Source organism: Arthrobacter sp. KNU-44 (genome assembly GCF_051843155.1).
GTDB lineage: Bacteria > Actinomycetota > Actinomycetes > Actinomycetales > Micrococcaceae > Arthrobacter.
Window position 1 is genome coordinate 68949 of sequence record NZ_JBPXNG010000001.1, and the last position, 15887, is coordinate 84835.

The window sequence follows — 15887 nt, forward strand, 5'->3', positions numbered from 1 at the left end:
AACGGGACCCGGTCAGGAGCCCCAAAGAGTCCCGGCACCAGTCCCGGGCCGGGTCCACCAATTCTGGCGTTCCGTACCGAGAACGCGGTCGCTGACGATCCGGGGTATGAGAACCGGCCCGGGGATGGCGTCAAGCCTGCTGGCCGGAAGGGACGGCCCGGCGCCAATAAGCCGCCTCCGCGTTCGTGAGTATCTCGTAGATCCGTTCGGCGGTGAACTTCCCCAGGTAGGGGCGTTCCTCGATGGTCAGGTCTCCCAGGGACTCGAGCGCTGCCGCGAGGAGGACGTCATCCTCGATCGAAGGCTCCACCCATTCCCGGACGCCGTCGGCGGCCAGGTCTTCCCAGGTCCAGGGGGAGGTGGCGATGGCCTCCCGGACGGCGGCGAGGCGTTCCCGGGGGTCTGTGCTGCGGGACTTGGTGTAGAGGCGTGTCTGGTATTCGTCGGAGGTCACGGACACCAGCGGTACTCGCCCGGTTGGTGGATGCGCGGCGGTGTGGGTGACCTGGTAGCGGGTCAGGGTGTGGTGGCGGTGGTGGTGTTGTTGGCGGATTTCCCTGATGCGGTGGCCGAGGCGTGGTGTGGTTGCAGCGGGGGTGCGGTCGCCCTGGTTGCTGTCTTCGATATCGTTGCGTGGTGCCATGATGGGTGTCCCGAGCGTGGGCCGTGTATGCGCCTTTCCCCCATGGTATTCCCGGTGCCGGCCGTGTTTGTAGGGGCTTGGGATGACATGCCCGACGGGCGATCCACGCGGCTTGCAGGTGGCCTTAGACGACGGGGTTTTCCACCGTTTCCAGGCGCTGCCGCCCGTCCTCGTCTTTGACGAGCTCGACGGGCCGGAGGGCCCAGTCCGCGGCGACGTCGTACGCCTCACCGCGCACCAGGTCCAGCAGGCCAAGACCGTCCTTGTCCCTCGGATCCAGCCAGGCGTCGATCGTGCCGGCAGCCAAGGGGATCGGCAGCCGGTCATGCAACGCTCCCAGCCGTGCGAGGGCAGGATGGCCGGAGCCCAGCGGGGGAGCGGGCATGGTCAGGATCGTGCAGGACAACAGCCAGGCATCCCGGTGCGACTCGTCCTCCACGGCGGCGTTGCGCCAGGGCGCGTACAGGCCGGCGAACGCGATGGTCCCGCCGTCCTCCGGCGCGATCTCATAGCGCTGCTTCGGGTCCGTCCTCTTTGGCCCGGACTTCTTCCACTCCGCATAACTGGCCGCCGGGATCGCGGCCCGCCACCGCGGAACAGAGTTCCTGAATGTCGGCTTGTCGCTAACGTCCTCGCTGCGGGCGTTGAAGGTAGCGAATTTGGATTCAAAAGCCTTGGCGAAGGTGGGGATCATGCCCCAGCGGCCAACGGACAGCTCCCGTCGCACAACCCCGTCGTCGCCAAGCCGGCCCTGCAGAAAGGGAACCGGCGTCGTCGGGCGCACGTCCAGATTCGGCGCCGGCTCACCGACCCCGGCGCGCAACTGCGCGCCGAACTCCAGGCCCAGCTGGTTCAAATCCTTGACGTTTGAGTAGCGACCGCACATGCAGATCCTCCTAGAGGGACTTCGTTGCACCGATCCTTTGGCAGCGGAACACCTCCAAGGGAACGAAAGGTCCCGCCTGATTGGGGGACCAGGCGGGACCTTCCAACGATAACAAGGCACGCCGAGGATGTGCAGGGGCGTCCTGTCATCGGCTTGACGTCAGGGGTAATCTGGACGGAATTCATTCAGGAAAGGCCAGACAGGAAGGCGGTATCCACCAGCATGAGCATCAAAGACGAGTGGGACCGGCTCGATTCCGGGACCCGGACATGGCTTCTGGAAAATCCGGCATGTCTGCTCCTGCCCCCGCCATGTCGGCCAAGTTCAGCAAGGACGCACGCGGGGACATTGCGTGTGACCCGCACGGGCAGGTTGTGCTCTCCCGGGAGGACCGCGACTTCATCCGGGAGAAAGCGGAGGCCGCCGGAACAATCCGTGTTCCCGCGGGGGAATACCGATTCTTCGATACAGCACCTTTGCCCGTCATCGGGACAGCGCCGCCTGGAAGGCGCGCCGCCGCTTCGCCGGATGAGGCCCAGTAGGACCACTCTGCCGAGTGCCATGACGACGAACACCTGATCATAAGCGCGTCCGCCGGCGCGGAACACCCGCCACCCAGCTGGTCAATGTCCGATCAGTTGCCACAGATCCAGACCCATCCGAGCCGCTGTCAGCAGCAGCGCTGCGGCTGCGATCCAGACGCCCGCGATCTGCCAGACGCTGGCCTGCGGCCGCCGTTGATCCTCCATTTTCTCCTTCTCCCTCGCCCTACGTCGGGGATCCATCCTAGAAGCCAGGAGCGACAGCCATGGGGCCCGCATCTTCGAGGCCGGGGTGCTTGTGCACGGGTTGCCCACAGCCTCTCGCGCCCGGCCGCCCGCCGCTGTGGACAGCCGGCGCCAGGCCATCCACAGAAAAAACCCGGCGTGTCGCCATCTCCCGGGCGAGCCGTCATCCAGGTTTTCCAAGGTCCGGTCCCCGAGTGAGTTGGAAACAACCGGAGACCGGGGCGGCGGCACCGACCTGCGGGTCCACCGACCGAGGTCCCCTCGGTGCTGCCCCGTCTGCGCGGTAGTAGCCGGCCTTTAACCGCCCAGATGGCCCGGGAGCTGGACGTCACCGGGATCCAGCTCCGGGCGCGCTCCTGGTGGAGTCCGTTATTCCGAACCGTAGATATTCTCGGCCTACAAGCCCCGCAGTTCGCCCGCATCGACGGGGCCGGGCGTCCCGTGCTCGGTGAACCGCACGTGCACAACATCGACAGCGACTCACTTCAGGAGGGCGGGGAGTTCTACCGTTCCTGCCGCTTGACGCACCCCTCACGACACACATCTTGCATCTCGAAGACGCCGCGACAGCGTCGTTCTGGGCCGCCTCCGGAGGGTCGGGGGGACCAACGCCGGCCGGGGCGGGCGGTATTCCTCAACCGTGTCATCACATGACGGTGTGGCGGAGACGGCGTGCGGAAGTGGCCGTGATTCAACGGGTCGATGCAATGATGCATGAGCAGGGGGAGACAACAGCATGGCAGGCACGTTTGAAGTCATCGGAGACGGAGAGGGAGTATTCCTCTTCGGGCTGACGGCAGGCTTGCCCGCAACGGTCCCGCAGGCGCCGGCCCGCGGCCGGCTGGTTATGCGGGACGTGCGGCGTGGGACGGGTCAGGCCGCCAGACCCACCTTTACCGTGGTGGTGCAGGCATCCCCGGGTGCCAGGATGCTGAGCCTGCAGTCGGCCTGGAACGGATCGATGTGCGCGGGCAGGTGATGGGACTGCGAGCAGGCGCGCAGCTGCTCCAGAGCGTCTGGCTCGACCCTGGCGCGTGTCACGTCGATTTCCAGGGCCAGACCTTCCATCAGGGCGTTGGCGCGTTTCACGACCACATAGAGGGCCTGGAGGCTTTGCGTCGTCACGCGGCCTTGGGCCGCGATCTTGGCGCGGGCGCAATCGATGTCCACACGGACCAGGACGTTGAGCTTGTCTGTCATGGTGCTCCTGCCGTTCGTGGACGGTCGCGACGCTGCGACCGCCCACGCAAGCCTAGGCATGAACTGTGACGCGCGCAACACCCCTGAGGCCTATTGGGTCAGGTGCTCAGGGAACTCCACATCGGCAGGAAGCAACTCCGGACGTATTCGGAGAAAGTGCAGCGCGTGGCGGAAGGAGCGGCCGGACCATGCGGCGTCGGCTGAGACCTCGACAACGATTGGTTCCACGAGTGTGAGTGCGACCGGAGATGCATCGCGGTTGAATCGGTCAAGGGTAGTTCCCTTGACCGTGGCTGGCCATGGGTGGGGGACGATAGGCGGCCGGAGCCATCCTGCCAAGGCTCTGCTGTCGGCGGCACGCAGAGGTGATCGGCCCACGATCCGGAGTTCGCCGTTGATGGGGAGTCCTGCCACGATTTCCGTGGGCCTGTCGGTCGGCCCTATGACGGCGCCGCACACCACATCCAGCTCCGAGACATGCTTTGCCTTAAGCCAGATCCTCTTCCCACCGGAATACGGTTGGATGCTGCTCTTCACCACGATCCCTTCCACCCCCGCCCCGGCCAGGCCCTCAAACCACTGCAGTGCGAGATCCCGGTCAGTTGTTTGGGGGGACACCGAGAGGGGAGGAGCCCAGACGGTAGCCAGCTCTTCCAGAAGTGCCCGTCGATCCACCAGGGTCAGGCCTCTGGCGTCCTGTCCCGCAACGCCTAGGACATCGAAGCCGACGAAACTCGCGGGCAGCTCACGGACCATCAACCGCAGTCCTTCCCGGCCGACTGAAAGCCTCTGCTGCAGGGCTTCGAAGTTCAGCCTGCCCTTCGACCACACCACCGCCTCGCCATCGACCACGCAACCTGCAGGAATCATCGCGGCCGCGGCGGCCTCCAGGTCCGGGAAGTACCGGGTCAGGTCCTTGCCTTGACGCGACCACAGGCTCGCCCGCCCCTCCTCACGGAAAATCAGGACCCGATATCCGTCAAACTTGGGCTCAAAACACATCGTTCCGGGCAACGCGGCAGCCGGCGGAATGCCCTTGACGGCTTTCGCCAGTGCGACTTCCAGCGGAGGACGAAGCACAGCCGGGACCACCTCATCTGGCGGGGACATGTCATCAGAATAGGCGCGTCAAGGGAAGACTGTCGTTGTCGAACCGCCCGGGTGGGTTGACTTTTTCCAGTGAATGTAACCGTCCCTGGGTTCAAAGCACGCTGCCCCGTCCTCCACTGCCCGGAGGCAGTGGAGGACGGGGCAGCGAACGTCGACCGGGCCGGTGGCCGTCTTTAGTTCGTCGGTTGTTCGCGGCGTTCGTGTGTCTGCCCGTAGGGGACATCGCGGCTGACCGCGACGGTGTAGCTGGTGTAGCCGTGCTGGGTGACGAGGATGCCGTGGCGGCGGTCCTGCATGGCGTGTTCGCGGGCGATGTCGACGGCGGTGTTCAGGTCGTTTTCGATGGTGTCCGGGTCGTGTGCGGTGATTTCCAGGACGACGTCCGAGTGGCGTTTGATCATCGTGGTCTCTTTCTCGGCGGGATGTGCCGGGACTCTTCGTGGGCACAGGTTTCCGGGGCCGGGCGCACCCGGGGAGGCGGAAAGCGGGTGGTTCGAGAGGGGTTGCCCGGCATTCTGTGATGGGGCGGTGGCTGGCCGTAGTCTCCGGCGGGCTGGATCGGCGGAAGCATTTTCCTGCGGATCTGTAGTCAGTGTGGATGATCGGTGGCTCGGACACAAGGCGACTTGCAAAAAAGGCGGCCGTGTCGGCGAAATGCGGCGGTCGTAACATCCGGGGATGGGCCTGGCGATTAGCGGGGAACGGTCCCGTCCAGGGCCGTTGTCGGACAAAATGGGACGGTGACAGCCCACCGCCCGCAGCTGGCCCGCGCTGACCACGCTGCACCGCCGCGCACTTTGATTCGGATTCTCCAGGAGACCGCAGAACGGTTCCCTGACTCGTCCGCGCTCGACGACGGGCGCGTCTCGCTCAGTTACGCGGAGCTGCTCCGCGAGGTGAAGGGGTACGGCCGGCGCCTGCACTTGGCCGGGATCGGGGCCGGTGACAAGGTCGGCGTCCGGATCCCGTCCGGGACCAACGAGCTCTACATCGCGATCCTGGCCACCCTGTATGTGGGTGCCGCCTACGTGCCGGTGGACGCCGATGACCCGGACGAGAGGGCACGCCTGGTGTTCGAGGAGGCCGGCGTCGACGGGATTCTGCGCGCCGGTGAGATCATCACCTCCCCGGAGCGGGTCCGCCCCTTCCCGGCACCCCGGCAGGCAACACCGGAGGACGATGCCTGGGTGATCTTCACCTCCGGGTCCACGGGCACGCCCAAAGGGGTGGCGGTCACCCACCGCTCCGCCGCGGCATTCGTGGACGCCGAAGCGCGCCTTTTTCTGCCGACGGAGCCGGTGGGCACCTCGGACCGGGTCCTGGCCGGCCTGTCGGTGGCGTTCGACGCTTCCTGCGAGGAGATGTGGCTGGCCTGGCGCAACGGAGCATGCCTCGTACCGGCCCCGCGGTCCCTGGTCCGGACCGGAATGGATCTGGGTCCCTGGCTGATCAGCAACGGCATCACCGTCGTCTCCACGGTCCCCACCCTCGCCGGGCTCTGGCCGGCGGAGTCGCTGGAGGCGGTCCGGCTGCTCATCTTCGGAGGCGAGGCCTGCCCGCCCGAACTCGCCGCCCGGCTCGCAGTGGAGGAACGCGAGGTTTGGAACACCTACGGTCCTACCGAAGCCACCGTGGTGGCCTGCGCCGCGCGGATGGACGGGACGGGCCCGGTGCGGATCGGGCTGCCCTTGGACGGCTGGGACCTGGTCGTCGTGGACGCCGTCGGCGTCCCCGTGGCCGAAGGTGAGATCGGGGAACTGATCATCGGCGGAGTGGGCTTGGCCCGCTACCTGGACCCTGCCAAGGACGCCGAAAAGTACGCGCCCATGGAAACCCTGGGCTGGGACCGGGCCTACCGCAGCGGTGACCTGGTCCGCTACGAGTCCGAAGGCCTGATCTTTGTCGGGCGCGCCGATGAGCAGGTCAAGCTCGGGGGCCGGCGGATCGAACTCGGCGAAATCGACGCGGCCCTCCAATCCCTGCCCGGCATCCACGGGGCCGCCTCCGCGGTGCAGACCACGGCCGCCGGCAACCAGATCCTGGTCGGCTACCTGGTTCCCGCGCCGGACACCGCACCGGATCTGTCCGCTGCTCGGGAACTGCTGGTCGCCCGGCTCCCGGCCGCGCTGATTCCGATGCTGACCGTCCTTGATTCCCTTCCGGTCAAAACCAGCGGCAAGGTCGACCGTAATGCGCTGCCCTGGCCGCTGGAGTCGGCCCCCGCCGGGGAACAAACGGCGGCCATGGACCTGGATCAGCGGTCCGGGTGGATCGTGGAGCAATGGGCCGATGTCCTGGGGGCGTCCCCGGAGAGCCTGGATGCTGACTTCTTTGCCCACGGCGGCGGGAGCCTGGCCGCGGCCCGGCTGGTCTCGGCACTGCGCGTCCGGTATCCCACGATTACGGTGGCGGACATTTACGCGCGCCCCCGGCTCGGGGCGTTGGTGGAACTGACGAGGTTGTCCTCGCCCGAGGGCGGCAGTGAAGCGGCCGCTGCCGTGGAACGCACGGTGAATCCGACCGCCCGGAAATCCCGGGTCTTCCAGCTCGTCGCCGGGATCCCGTTGCAGCTGCTGGTCTCCATGCGCTGGCTGACGTATCTGATGGCCCTGAACAACGTCCTCGCCTCCGCGGGGGTCCTTCGGCTGGCCCCGACGGTGTCCTGGTGGTGGGTGCTTGCCTCCTGGCTGGTCTTCGTCAGCCCCTGGGGACGGATGGCCGTCTCCGCGGCCGCTGCCCGGATCCTGCTCCGCGGCGTCACTCCGGGAAGTTACCCCCGTTCCGGGAAGGTGCACCTGCGGCTCTGGCTCGCCGAACAGATCGCGGACCTGTCCGGGGCGGTCAGTCTCGCCGGCGCACCCTGGGTCCCGTACTACGCCCGGGCGCTCGGCGCGAAGATCGGCAAGGATGTGGACCTGCACTCCATACCGCCCGTCACGGGCATGCTGAGTCTGGGGGCGGGCTGCTCGATCGAACCCGAGGTGGACCTCTCAGGCTGGTGGATCGACGGGGACCTGGTGCACATCGGCCCGGTCCGGGTCGGTCCGGGGGCCACTGTCGGCTCCCGCAGTACCCTCATGCCCGGAACCAGGATCGGTGCCGGGGCCGAAATCGCGCCCGGCTCGGCGGTCCTGGGCAAGGTCAGGGCCGGCCAGCGTTTCGCCGGCTCGCCGGCGGAACGGCTCGGCAAGGCGCAGCGTGACTGGCCCGCACCGCCGCCAGTCCGGGCATCGGCAAAGATCTGGTTCCCCGCCTACGCCCTGGCCTCTGCCCTGCTGGCGACCATCCCGTACGTCTCCGCGAGTGCGGGGGCAGTTGTTGTCATAGCGGCCGTCCGCGGCCAGGACACACTCTCCTCCGCCTGGCCGGTCCTGCTGTGGGCGGTTCCGGTAGCGGCTCTCATCTGGTTCCTCTCCAACATGATCCTGATCGCCGTCATCGTCCGCCTGCTCGGCCGAGGCCTGGCCGCAGGCCACTACCGGGTCCGCAGCCTCACCGGATGGCGGGTCTGGGCGACCGAACGCGTCCTGGACATCGCCCGGGACCTGCTGTTCCCGCTCTACGCCAGTCTGTTCACACCCGTCTGGCTGCGGCTGCTCGGTGCCACCGTCGGCCGGAACGTTGAAGCGTCCACGGTGCTGCTGCTGCCCTCGATGACCACAGTCGGGGACGGGGCGTTCCTGGCCGATGACACCATGATCGCCTCCTACGAACTCGGCGGCGGATGGATGAAGATCGGACCGGCCAAGATCGGCAAACGGGCGTTTTTGGGCAATTCCGGGATGACCGGGGCAGGGCGCAGCGTCCCGAAGAACTCCCTCGTCGCGGTCCTGTCCGCGACACCGGCCAAAGCCAAATCCGGGACGTCCTGGCTGGGCAGCCCGCCGGTCCGGCTCCGCCGGGCTCGGATGGACATGGACCAGGCCTTGACCTTCAACCCGTCACTGAGGCTGAAGGTCTACCGGTCCTGCTGGGAACTGGGCCGCGGGGCTCCGGTGATCCTGACCGCGGCCATCGCCGCCGGCATCCTGGCAGTCCTTGATCTTCTCGCCGTCCATGCCGGATACCTTGCCGCGGCGCTGCTTGGAACCGTGGTGGTCCTAGCCGCCGGTGCCGTGGCCGCGGGCAGCTCCGTCGCGGCCAAATGGCTGCTCGTTGGCCGCATCCGTCCCGGCGAACATCCGCTCTGGAGTTCCTTCATCTGGCGCAACGAGGTCGTGGACAGCTTCATTGAGATGGTCAGTGCCCCCTGGTTCGCCAGGGCCGCCGCCGGAACGCCCGCCCTGGTCTGGTGGTTGCGGGCCCTCGGCGCCCGGATCGGATCCGGGGCCTGGTGCGAAAGTTATTGGCTCCCCGAGGCGGATCTGGTGACCCTCGGGGAGAACTCCACGGTCAACCGGGGGTGCGTGGTCCAGACCCACCTCTTCCATGACAGGGTGATGAGCATCGACACCGTCACCCTCGAGCCGGGCGCCACCATGGGCCCCCACGGCGTCATCCTTCCCGCAGCACGGATAGGCGCCGGCGGAACCGTCGGGCCCGCGTCCCTGGTCATGCGCGGGGAAACCGTCCCCGCGGGCAGCTACTGGATCGGCAACCCCGTCACCCCCTGGGAGAACCCGCCACGGGGGCCCGCTGCCAACAACCCGCAGGACCGGTAACCGCCGGCGAAGCAGGCTTCGCTTGCCACCGTTATACCGGCGCTGGATGTCTAGCTATGCGCAAGCGCCGTGCATCAGGCGCGGATCCGGAAACCGACGGCCGTCAGCACCTGCAGAGTCTGGCCGGACTCGTTGTTCGTCTGCCCGCGTTCGAGGGCAACAACAAATTCGCGTGAAACTCCTGCGTTCTCAGCCAGTTGGGCGCGGGTCAGGTGCAGTGCCTTCCGGCGTTCACGCACGAATGTCACAGCCTCATCCAGTGTGTCGAACTCAACGTCGCTCATGGTCCCTCGCCTTTAGGTGGAGGCCCATCTTGTCACATTTTGGCACCGGTTGATTGAGTGAGCGGGCCTTGGCCGCGTGCTCAACGGGACAAACGGGCCCTGGCTGCGTGCTCAACGAGAACGGGGACATAGTCACGTATCCGGCCTCCGGCCAAAGCCTGGTGTTCCTCCCGGACGGTCTCTTCAACGCTCAGGCGTGGAACATGCGGGAATCGTTCGGCGAGGCGGTCGACCACAGAGTCGATGGCTTTCAATTCGTCCTCGATATTCACTTGCCAAGTTTCCGCCCACCGCGTTACCCGGTCAAGAAGCGATGGCTCGTATGACTCCGGATGCTGGGGAATCAGCTGGGCGTGCCCGCGCAGCAGGTGCGTTCGAATGGGGGCATCGCCGTGCCGGCGGATCCGGCAAGAGCAAAAACCGTCGGAGTATCTACTTCCTGTGCAGGGGTTTGGGCCGGAACTGTGCCCAGGCGAGAAGGAACTGTGCTTGGGAGTCGGATCCGCGCTGTTCTTCGATGGCGTGCAGACGCCCGTAGCTGAATCCGTTCGCCCCTTCAGAATGCGCCCTCTCGCCCAGGTCTCGGAGCAGTTCACGGGTGACCAGGCTGTTGTTCGCTAGAGCCAAAGAGACCGGCGGAACCAACCCGGCCGGCAAACCCTCAAACACAGCGCCTCTCGCGCCAGCGGCAAAACCGCGGCTCCTCGGGCCACAAACATCTCCGCGGCCTCACGGCCACAGCCTCGCCCTCCCGCCGGGGCAAGGGCAGCAGAAGAACCGGGACTACCCCATGGACCAAGACTCGATCTCCGGACGCGCGACGAACGGATGTATGAGTGCATTGGGCCGGGACAACACACACCCAGACGGCAGGGCCGACACACGCGGGAGGCTCGCCCGGAATTAGGCACGGATCTTCAAGCGCAGGGGGATTCCCAGCGGGCTACTTCGCGTTTTCCCCCAAGAGTCCTGGACACCTGTTCACGGGTCCCGAAACTGCGGACGCCACCCCCGAAAGCCTCACGAAATGTTGATCGAAATCCGCGTAAAATAAGGGTAAAACTGCTTGTTTTTCATATGAAAATTGGTAAAATTGAGATAGAAAGTCACCCAGACGAACGCAACCAGAACCCACACGAAACCCAGGACTGACAATGACTTCAACCCCAGCCGAGTACACCATCTACACGAAGCCGGCCTGCCCGAACTGCGACAAGACAAAGGCCTATTTCGAGTCCAAGGGCATCACCTACCAGGCCGTGGACATCACCGAAGTGCCCGCAGCGCTGGAATACATCACCCAGGAACTCGGCTACTCCCAGGCGCCCGTCGTTATCTGAGGAAAAGTGACGCCCGGCTTTTCCTGCCGTTGTTGAAGTGTCTTTGACGTAATCCATGTATTGAATTTCTTGGGACGGCTGTCCGAACGAATGCTTCTTTATCCGCTGTGCCGGACGTTTGTTGTGGTCAGTTGAAAGCCAGTGTTCTGATCATTTGGTTAGTCGCCCGGGGTCCCACGGAGTTTGCGGAGGCTTCCGCAAGATAGCCCAAAGAGGCCAGATCATAATTCCGAGGATAAGCAGCGTCCCCCAGCCCAAGCCGACAGCGGACGTGTAGTTGACGAGCAGGCCGGTCAAGAGGATCAGCACGTACCAGGCTGTGTAGAAGGCACCTCGTGCTCTCCGCTTCCACCATGTAAAGCCTCCGGCGACATCGGAGGGAACCTTTCGGTCGGCCGTGGCGAACTGGGGCACCACGAAGCCTATGATCAGCGGCCCCACGAGATAGTACGGCAGGAGTCCCAGAGCCAAACAGACAGCCGCCGCGAGGACGGCGGCGAACACGAATGCGCGCACGGCGCGGCGAACTGCTGGGCGGACTCTGATCTCATCCGGTTCCTCGTTCACAGCAACAGCATCCCGACAGGCTGGGGCGTCATGCACGAATAGTACTGCTGAACATGCAAAGGCACGTCAGGGGTAACCTTGGCACGGAATTTGAGGAGGACCGGCCACGGAGGAAATCTAGTACGACGCTCGACGTTCGGCGATGAGTTCGTCGGTTAGGTCGCTAATGCGGTGGCCTTGTGTCTCGAGTTGTTGGCGCAGCAGTCGGTTTTCTTCGGTGAGCTGCCGTGTTTCCGCGTCCTGGGCGGCAGCTGCCACGCTTCGTTCGGTCCGTGACGATGCGTGGAGCTGTTCGCCGAGGCAGTGCTCGTGCCTTTTGTTGAGGTCGGTGAGCTCTTGCCGGAGTCGTTTGATGCTTCCGTGCGCCATTGACAGCTCGGTCAGCAGGGCCGCGCGTCCGGGTGCTCCGTTCGTGGGCCGCCTTTGCCTCGGGGTTTCGCCGAGGTCTGCTTGGGTTTGCCTCCCGGCTTCGATCTGGTGCAGCAGGCTTTCGTGGGAGTAGATGAAATTGCGGCTGACGCCTGCGGCTTCGGCGACGGCGCTGATGCTGACGAGAGTACCTTCCAGCAGGAAAGTGATGATAGTCGACGCTGTCTTGGCCTGTTTTTGAACGCTTTCCTTTCGGCGGGCGGAGACCATCGCGCTCGTCGAAGGCCTCTTCCGGGCTTTCACTGCGGGTCTTTCACGGACAGGGGTAGATGCTGGCCGGGTTTCGCGATCAGCCGGGCGGAGCGCAGAACGGCAGAGGCCGTTCTGATGGCTGTCTGCTGGGATTCTGGCAACAGGGCCAGGTCTGCCCGCATGCGGTCGACGATTCGCTGGAAGTCTTCCACCTGCCCTTCGAAGTTCGCGATCGCATACGGCGGCGCGTGGAGGCGCCTTGCCTGGGCGGCGTTCGTTTTAAGCTCGACGAGGTGGCGTTCGATATCGGGAAGGTAGGAGGGATCCGGCCGGTAGAACGTGCAGCCGGAGCATTGGAAACGGATGGGGCATGATGTTCCGCCGGCCTTGACGTTGGAGGGTTCTGTGCAGCCTCCGTACGGGACGGCAACCGAGGCCATGGCCCGCCGGCCGGCGGCCATTCCGATTCGTTCGCCTGCCCGGTCATAGGTCAACGGTGCCAGCAGGTCGGCCGCGGCCCGTTTGCGCCTGTCGTTGACCTGGTAGTAGCCCATGGTGGTGCGGACGTCGTCGTGGTCGAGCAGGTCGCGGAGTTCGTCGGGCGCGGTGCCGTTATCAACGTGACGCTGGGCGTAGGAGTGGCGGAAATCATGGGGGCGGAGGCCGGCGAAAGTGAAGTCGACCGGAGTTCCGTGGAGATCTTTGACTGGTCCCTGAAGCGGCTGTACGTCACGGATGAGGCGGCGCAGGGCACCGTGGAGCAGCCCGTAGCTTGCGGGGTGATCCGTCCTGGCCTTCATGGGGCTTGGAAAGAGCCACCGGGATTTTGACGCCCGGGCGGCGGTGGGCGTGGCAAGCCAGCCGGTGATGGCGTTGGCCGTTTCCTGCTGGATGGGTAGTCTTCGTTGCGGCCGGCCGGCTTTGTGGTTGTCGTAGAGGAGGATCCAGTCTCCGTGGCGGTCGCGTTGAAGGCAGTCTCTGCGCAGGCTGGCCACTTCGCTTGGCCTGCGGCCGGTATCGATAAGGACGGCCAGTATGGCGATCGCCATATCCCTGTTCGCGTACATCGTCAGGGCGTGGAGATTATTGCGCAGGTGAGCGACCGCTGCAGCCGGGATTGCGCGGCCCGTTGTGCCGGTCTCGCGGAAAGTGCTTGGGTGGGTCGGCGGTTTGTGGATGCGGGGGTTGTAGCTGAACCCGCGCGGGACCTCGTTCCAGATCGTGGTCCGATGCCCGGTATCGAGGATATGGCGCCAGATGCGGAAAGCGCCCTTGGCGCCGCCGTAGCGTGGCCATTGCCGGTTCATTGCGTTGATGATCGCGCTCATGTGCGCGGGACCCAGGGCCCGCGGATCGTTACCTCGATCGGGGCCCTTACCCAGGACCTGGGCGGCGAGGACAGTGATGCGGTAGCCGGTCTGAGCGTCGCCACGTCGGGGCAGGGCTGTCAGCAGCCAGTTGCGGTAACCCTCACGGAGCCAGGGCTGGGTGATCCGGCGAAGGTCCAGGGGAGGCTTTTGAAATGTTTCCCTCCGGGCCGAGGCTGTGATGCGAAGGTTCAGGTCGCCCAGATAGATCAGGTCCTCGCTGTGCGGGTCGCTGCCGGCGTGGCGGCGTTCTTCCCGGTCGAGTATTTTCGTGATGAAGTGGTGGACGGAGCGGCTGTTTGATCTGGGTCTGTTGCCGGGGTGCGCGATGGTCGCGGCCAGCGACGTCGTGTTCCACATGATGGCTTTGTTGATCAGGTCCCGGTATGCCGACACCTGCAAAGGGCTGCGGCCGAGGCTGAGATGGGCTTGGATGACGTAGCGCAGTTCGGCCTGCAGGCGCGGGCCCAGTCTGCCGATCCGCAGGATGACCCGGGGCTCGGTGGGATCGGCCAGCCATTCCAGGGATCCTTGCTCATCGACGATGTCGCCGCGTCCTTGTTTGGCCCGCAGCCGGTAGCTGTGATTGGTGCACAGGAGCAGCGGGACGCGGGGATTTTCGGCGCTGACGGGGCAGCCTCTCGCCGCGCATGGCAGGTATGCCTTTGGCTTGGAGGTGGTCGAGGCGAGCCAGCTTTTCACGTCGTTGTGGGTCTTGCTGGCCCGGTAGAGCGTGTAGTGGGATCGGCAGAGCCCGTGGCTGAGTTGGTTCCGGCCGCACCGGATCCCTTCCTTGGTCAGGACGCAGTCCAGGCGGACGTAGGGGCCGGACGTCGCTCGTGGCATCCCGTCGGCGGGTCTGACGTCATTGGCGCCGCTTTGGTCCGACTGGATGCAGCGTTCACAGGTCTTGCGTTGTTCAATGACGGCATTACAGCCCGCGCGTGCGCACGTGACGACGCCGAACCTGCCGGTATCCGGCAGGGGAGTGAGGTTGCCTGTCCGGGGATCCCATTCACCGGGGAGCCAGTCAGGTGGCAGCTGCTCTTCGAGGAAGCCGGTCCAGTCCCTCCTGTCCGGAACCGTACGCGGCCGCAGGGGCGTGATCCGCGCACCCGCGGCCACTGGGGCGTTCACCTGGATTGGCCCGCGGCGCCTTCGAGTGACGCGTTGCCGATGGCGGCGCGCAGGTCCTCAGCACGTGAATGGGCATAGATACTGGTCGCTTCCAGGGAAGCGTGTCCGAGCAGCACCCGGACCGTGTCCAGATCCAGTCGCGGGGTGTCGATTCCGCGCAGCCACATGGTGGCACGGGTATGGCGAAGCATATGAGGGCGCACGCGCGTCGACATGGCTGCGGAGATACGATCGAAAAGATCCCTGACACCTGCGTAGGTCATGGCCGTCCCGGAATTCCCGCGGTACAGATTGACGAGAACGTGCGGACTGCCGTCGATGCCTGCCAATTGATGCCGTTCCAACAGATAGTCCTCATACGAGAACACCACCCGGTCAGGCACGGGAACCCAGCGTGGACCGCTTTTCGCCCGGGCGCCATTGAGAACCTGGTTTGAACGGACATGGACATGCGGTCCCCTGACCTGGCAGCCCAGAGCCGAACTGTCCGGCAGAAAATGCAGGTCCTGGCGAAAAAGCGCCAATGCTTCGCCGACACGCAGTCCCGAGAAGAACAGCAAATCGACCAGGAATCTGTCCCGGGCGGCCAGGGCAAGGTCCAACAAGGCCGCGCGGTCGGTCGGGGATTCGATCCACTCCAGCGCTTCCGGATCCTCGAGCCGCTTGACCTGCAGTTCGGGGACCCTGACTTGCCGGATGCGGCCCTGTTCCCCGCCGTACAGTCCGGCGGCGATGTACCGGGGTTCGTAGACCAATCCGGAGATCGGCTGCTCGATCACACCGGAGGCTTCAGCCCACTTGTAGAACTCGACCACCGCCGTCATCCAGGCATTCACCGTCCCCGTCTTCCGAGGCCGAGGCCCGCTGCCGCCGGCGTGGCCAAGCACCACGGTTTTCCACTCGACAAGCCCCGAGAGACCGGCCTTGCGCCAGTTTCTCCCTGAAGCTGCCGACCAGGTCAAGTACGAAGCGAGCCGAAGTCCGTAAGCCCGGATGGTGTTCGGCGATTTGCCGGCGCCCGCAAGGAAGCCCAACCAGTTCGTGGCCTCATCATGCAGGCTCCCGTCAGAGCACTCCATGACCGCCACCACCGCTCCACTGGACGGCAGCACGGCATTGCTCAAACGGAATGATCGCGAAGAAGGAAGCACACTCAACGAGTAGTCCCGGACGGTGAAAAATGCAGGTTCCCTCGCTTAAGTCGAAGCGAGCGGAAGATGAACCAACGGCTGGACATGGGCATGTGTGCCTCGGCCAGTTTCGGCTCCTGGACGGGCATACTT

15 protein-coding genes and 1 pseudogene are annotated in these 15887 nt (G+C 65.4%); 4 read left to right on the plus strand and 12 right to left on the minus strand.

Annotated features, from left to right (window positions below):
- Window positions 1-130: 130 nt before the first annotated feature.
- Together ACSVHC_RS00260 and ACSVHC_RS00265 are read right to left on the minus strand one after the other, a co-directional pair.
- On the minus strand, window positions 131-643 hold the full coding sequence (locus ACSVHC_RS00260) for a hypothetical protein (protein WP_439180258.1): 513 nt from the start codon (window positions 641-643) through the stop codon (window positions 131-133).
- 124 nt (window positions 644-767) lie between these two features.
- Window positions 768-1529, minus strand: a complete 762-nt coding sequence (locus tag ACSVHC_RS00265) for an SOS response-associated peptidase (protein WP_439180259.1) — start codon at window positions 1527-1529, stop codon at window positions 768-770.
- 269 nt (window positions 1530-1798) lie between these two features.
- Here ACSVHC_RS00265 and ACSVHC_RS00270 point away from each other — a divergent pair, with 269 nt between their 5' ends.
- Window positions 1799-2071 carry a hypothetical protein gene (locus tag ACSVHC_RS00270; RefSeq protein WP_439180260.1) on the plus strand — a complete coding sequence of 91 codons (273 nt, stop codon included), beginning with the start codon at window positions 1799-1801 and terminating at the stop codon, window positions 2069-2071.
- An 81-nt stretch (window positions 2072-2152) separates the two neighbouring features.
- Here the strand turns inward: ACSVHC_RS00270 and ACSVHC_RS00275 are convergent, their stop codons facing one another.
- The 4 genes from ACSVHC_RS00275 to ACSVHC_RS00290 all read right to left on the minus strand — a co-directional run bounded on the left by ACSVHC_RS00275 (window position 2153) and on the right by ACSVHC_RS00290 (window position 5028).
- Window positions 2153-2278: a hypothetical protein gene (locus ACSVHC_RS00275; protein ID WP_439180261.1), complete on the minus strand. Its 126-nt coding sequence runs from the start codon at window positions 2276-2278 to the stop codon at window positions 2153-2155.
- 912 nt (window positions 2279-3190) lie between these two features.
- Window positions 3191-3517, minus strand: coding sequence for a hypothetical protein (locus tag ACSVHC_RS00280; RefSeq protein ID WP_439180262.1), 327 nt, complete (start codon window positions 3515-3517; stop codon window positions 3191-3193).
- 90 nt (window positions 3518-3607) lie between these two features.
- Window positions 3608-4627, minus strand: a complete 1020-nt coding sequence (locus tag ACSVHC_RS00285) for an ATP-dependent DNA ligase (protein WP_439180263.1) — start codon at window positions 4625-4627, stop codon at window positions 3608-3610.
- A gap of 173 nt (window positions 4628-4800) precedes the next feature.
- Entirely contained in the window at window positions 4801-5028 is a 228-nt protein-coding gene (locus tag ACSVHC_RS00290) for a hypothetical protein (RefSeq protein WP_439180264.1), read from the minus strand.
- A 339-nt stretch (window positions 5029-5367) separates the two neighbouring features.
- Between ACSVHC_RS00290 and ACSVHC_RS00295 the strand changes: the two genes are divergently transcribed.
- Complete coding sequence (locus ACSVHC_RS00295) at window positions 5368-9288, plus strand: Pls/PosA family non-ribosomal peptide synthetase (RefSeq protein ID WP_439180265.1); 3921 nt, start codon at window positions 5368-5370, stop codon at window positions 9286-9288.
- A gap of 74 nt (window positions 9289-9362) precedes the next feature.
- Here ACSVHC_RS00295 and ACSVHC_RS00300 read toward each other — a convergent pair whose 3' ends face one another.
- Both ACSVHC_RS00300 and ACSVHC_RS00305 read right to left on the minus strand, forming a co-directional pair.
- The gene (locus ACSVHC_RS00300; protein WP_439180266.1) at window positions 9363-9572 is read right to left on the minus strand and encodes a helix-turn-helix domain-containing protein; all 210 of its coding nucleotides are present in this window, start codon (window positions 9570-9572) and stop codon (window positions 9363-9365) included.
- Between the two features lie 80 nt (window positions 9573-9652).
- Window positions 9653-9844: a three-helix bundle dimerization domain-containing protein gene (locus ACSVHC_RS00305; protein ID WP_439180267.1), complete on the minus strand. Its 192-nt coding sequence runs from the start codon at window positions 9842-9844 to the stop codon at window positions 9653-9655.
- Between the two features lie 217 nt (window positions 9845-10061).
- Here ACSVHC_RS00305 and ACSVHC_RS00310 point away from each other — a divergent pair, with 217 nt between their 5' ends.
- Together ACSVHC_RS00310 and ACSVHC_RS00315 are read left to right on the plus strand one after the other, a co-directional pair.
- On the plus strand, window positions 10062-10193 hold the full coding sequence (locus ACSVHC_RS00310; protein WP_439180268.1) for a hypothetical protein: 132 nt from the start codon (window positions 10062-10064) through the stop codon (window positions 10191-10193).
- Window positions 10194-10726: 533 nt separating this feature from the next.
- A pseudogene (locus ACSVHC_RS00315) lies at window positions 10727-10909 on the plus strand (glutaredoxin family protein); the annotation flags it as partial.
- Window positions 10910-11062: 153 nt separating this feature from the next.
- Here ACSVHC_RS00315 and ACSVHC_RS00320 read toward each other — a convergent pair.
- The 4 genes from ACSVHC_RS00320 to ACSVHC_RS00335 form a co-directional block, all read right to left on the minus strand.
- Window positions 11063-11479: a hypothetical protein gene (locus tag ACSVHC_RS00320; RefSeq protein WP_439180269.1), complete on the minus strand. Its 417-nt coding sequence runs from the start codon at window positions 11477-11479 to the stop codon at window positions 11063-11065.
- Window positions 11480-11596: 117 nt separating this feature from the next.
- Entirely contained in the window at window positions 11597-12151 is a 555-nt protein-coding gene (locus ACSVHC_RS00325) for a DUF6262 family protein (protein WP_439180270.1), read from the minus strand.
- Window positions 12148-14604 (minus strand): tyrosine-type recombinase/integrase, encoded by a 2457-nt coding sequence (locus tag ACSVHC_RS00330; RefSeq protein ID WP_439180271.1) that lies wholly within the window; start codon window positions 14602-14604, stop codon window positions 12148-12150. Before ACSVHC_RS00330 ends, ACSVHC_RS00325 begins: the two co-directional genes overlap by 4 nt.
- Complete coding sequence (locus ACSVHC_RS00335) at window positions 14601-15728, minus strand: tyrosine-type recombinase/integrase (protein WP_439180272.1); 1128 nt, start codon at window positions 15726-15728, stop codon at window positions 14601-14603. Before ACSVHC_RS00335 ends, ACSVHC_RS00330 begins: the two co-directional genes overlap by 4 nt.
- Between the last annotated feature and the right edge of the window lie 159 nt (window positions 15729-15887).

Excerpts from the sequence above, each read along its gene's own strand:
- ACSVHC_RS00265 (WP_439180259.1), bottom strand. The coding sequence starts at position 1,529 with ATGTGCGGTCGCTACTCAAACGTCAAGGATTTGAACCAGCTGGGCCTG.
- ACSVHC_RS00290 (WP_439180264.1), bottom strand. The coding sequence starts at position 5,028 with ATGATCAAACGCCACTCGGACGTCGTCCTGGAAATCACCGCACACGAC.
- ACSVHC_RS00285 (WP_439180263.1), bottom strand. The coding sequence starts at position 4,627 with ATGTCCCCGCCAGATGAGGTGGTCCCGGCTGTGCTTCGTCCTCCGCTG.
- ACSVHC_RS00275 (WP_439180261.1), bottom strand. The coding sequence starts at position 2,278 with ATGGAGGATCAACGGCGGCCGCAGGCCAGCGTCTGGCAGATCGCGGGC.
- ACSVHC_RS00260 (WP_439180258.1), bottom strand. The coding sequence starts at position 643 with ATGGCACCACGCAACGATATCGAAGACAGCAACCAGGGCGACCGCACC.
- ACSVHC_RS00280 (WP_439180262.1), bottom strand. The coding sequence starts at position 3,517 with ATGACAGACAAGCTCAACGTCCTGGTCCGTGTGGACATCGATTGCGCC.
- ACSVHC_RS00270 (WP_439180260.1), top strand. The coding sequence starts at position 1,799 with ATGGCTTCTGGAAAATCCGGCATGTCTGCTCCTGCCCCCGCCATGTCG.
- ACSVHC_RS00300 (WP_439180266.1), bottom strand. The coding sequence starts at position 9,572 with ATGAGCGACGTTGAGTTCGACACACTGGATGAGGCTGTGACATTCGTG.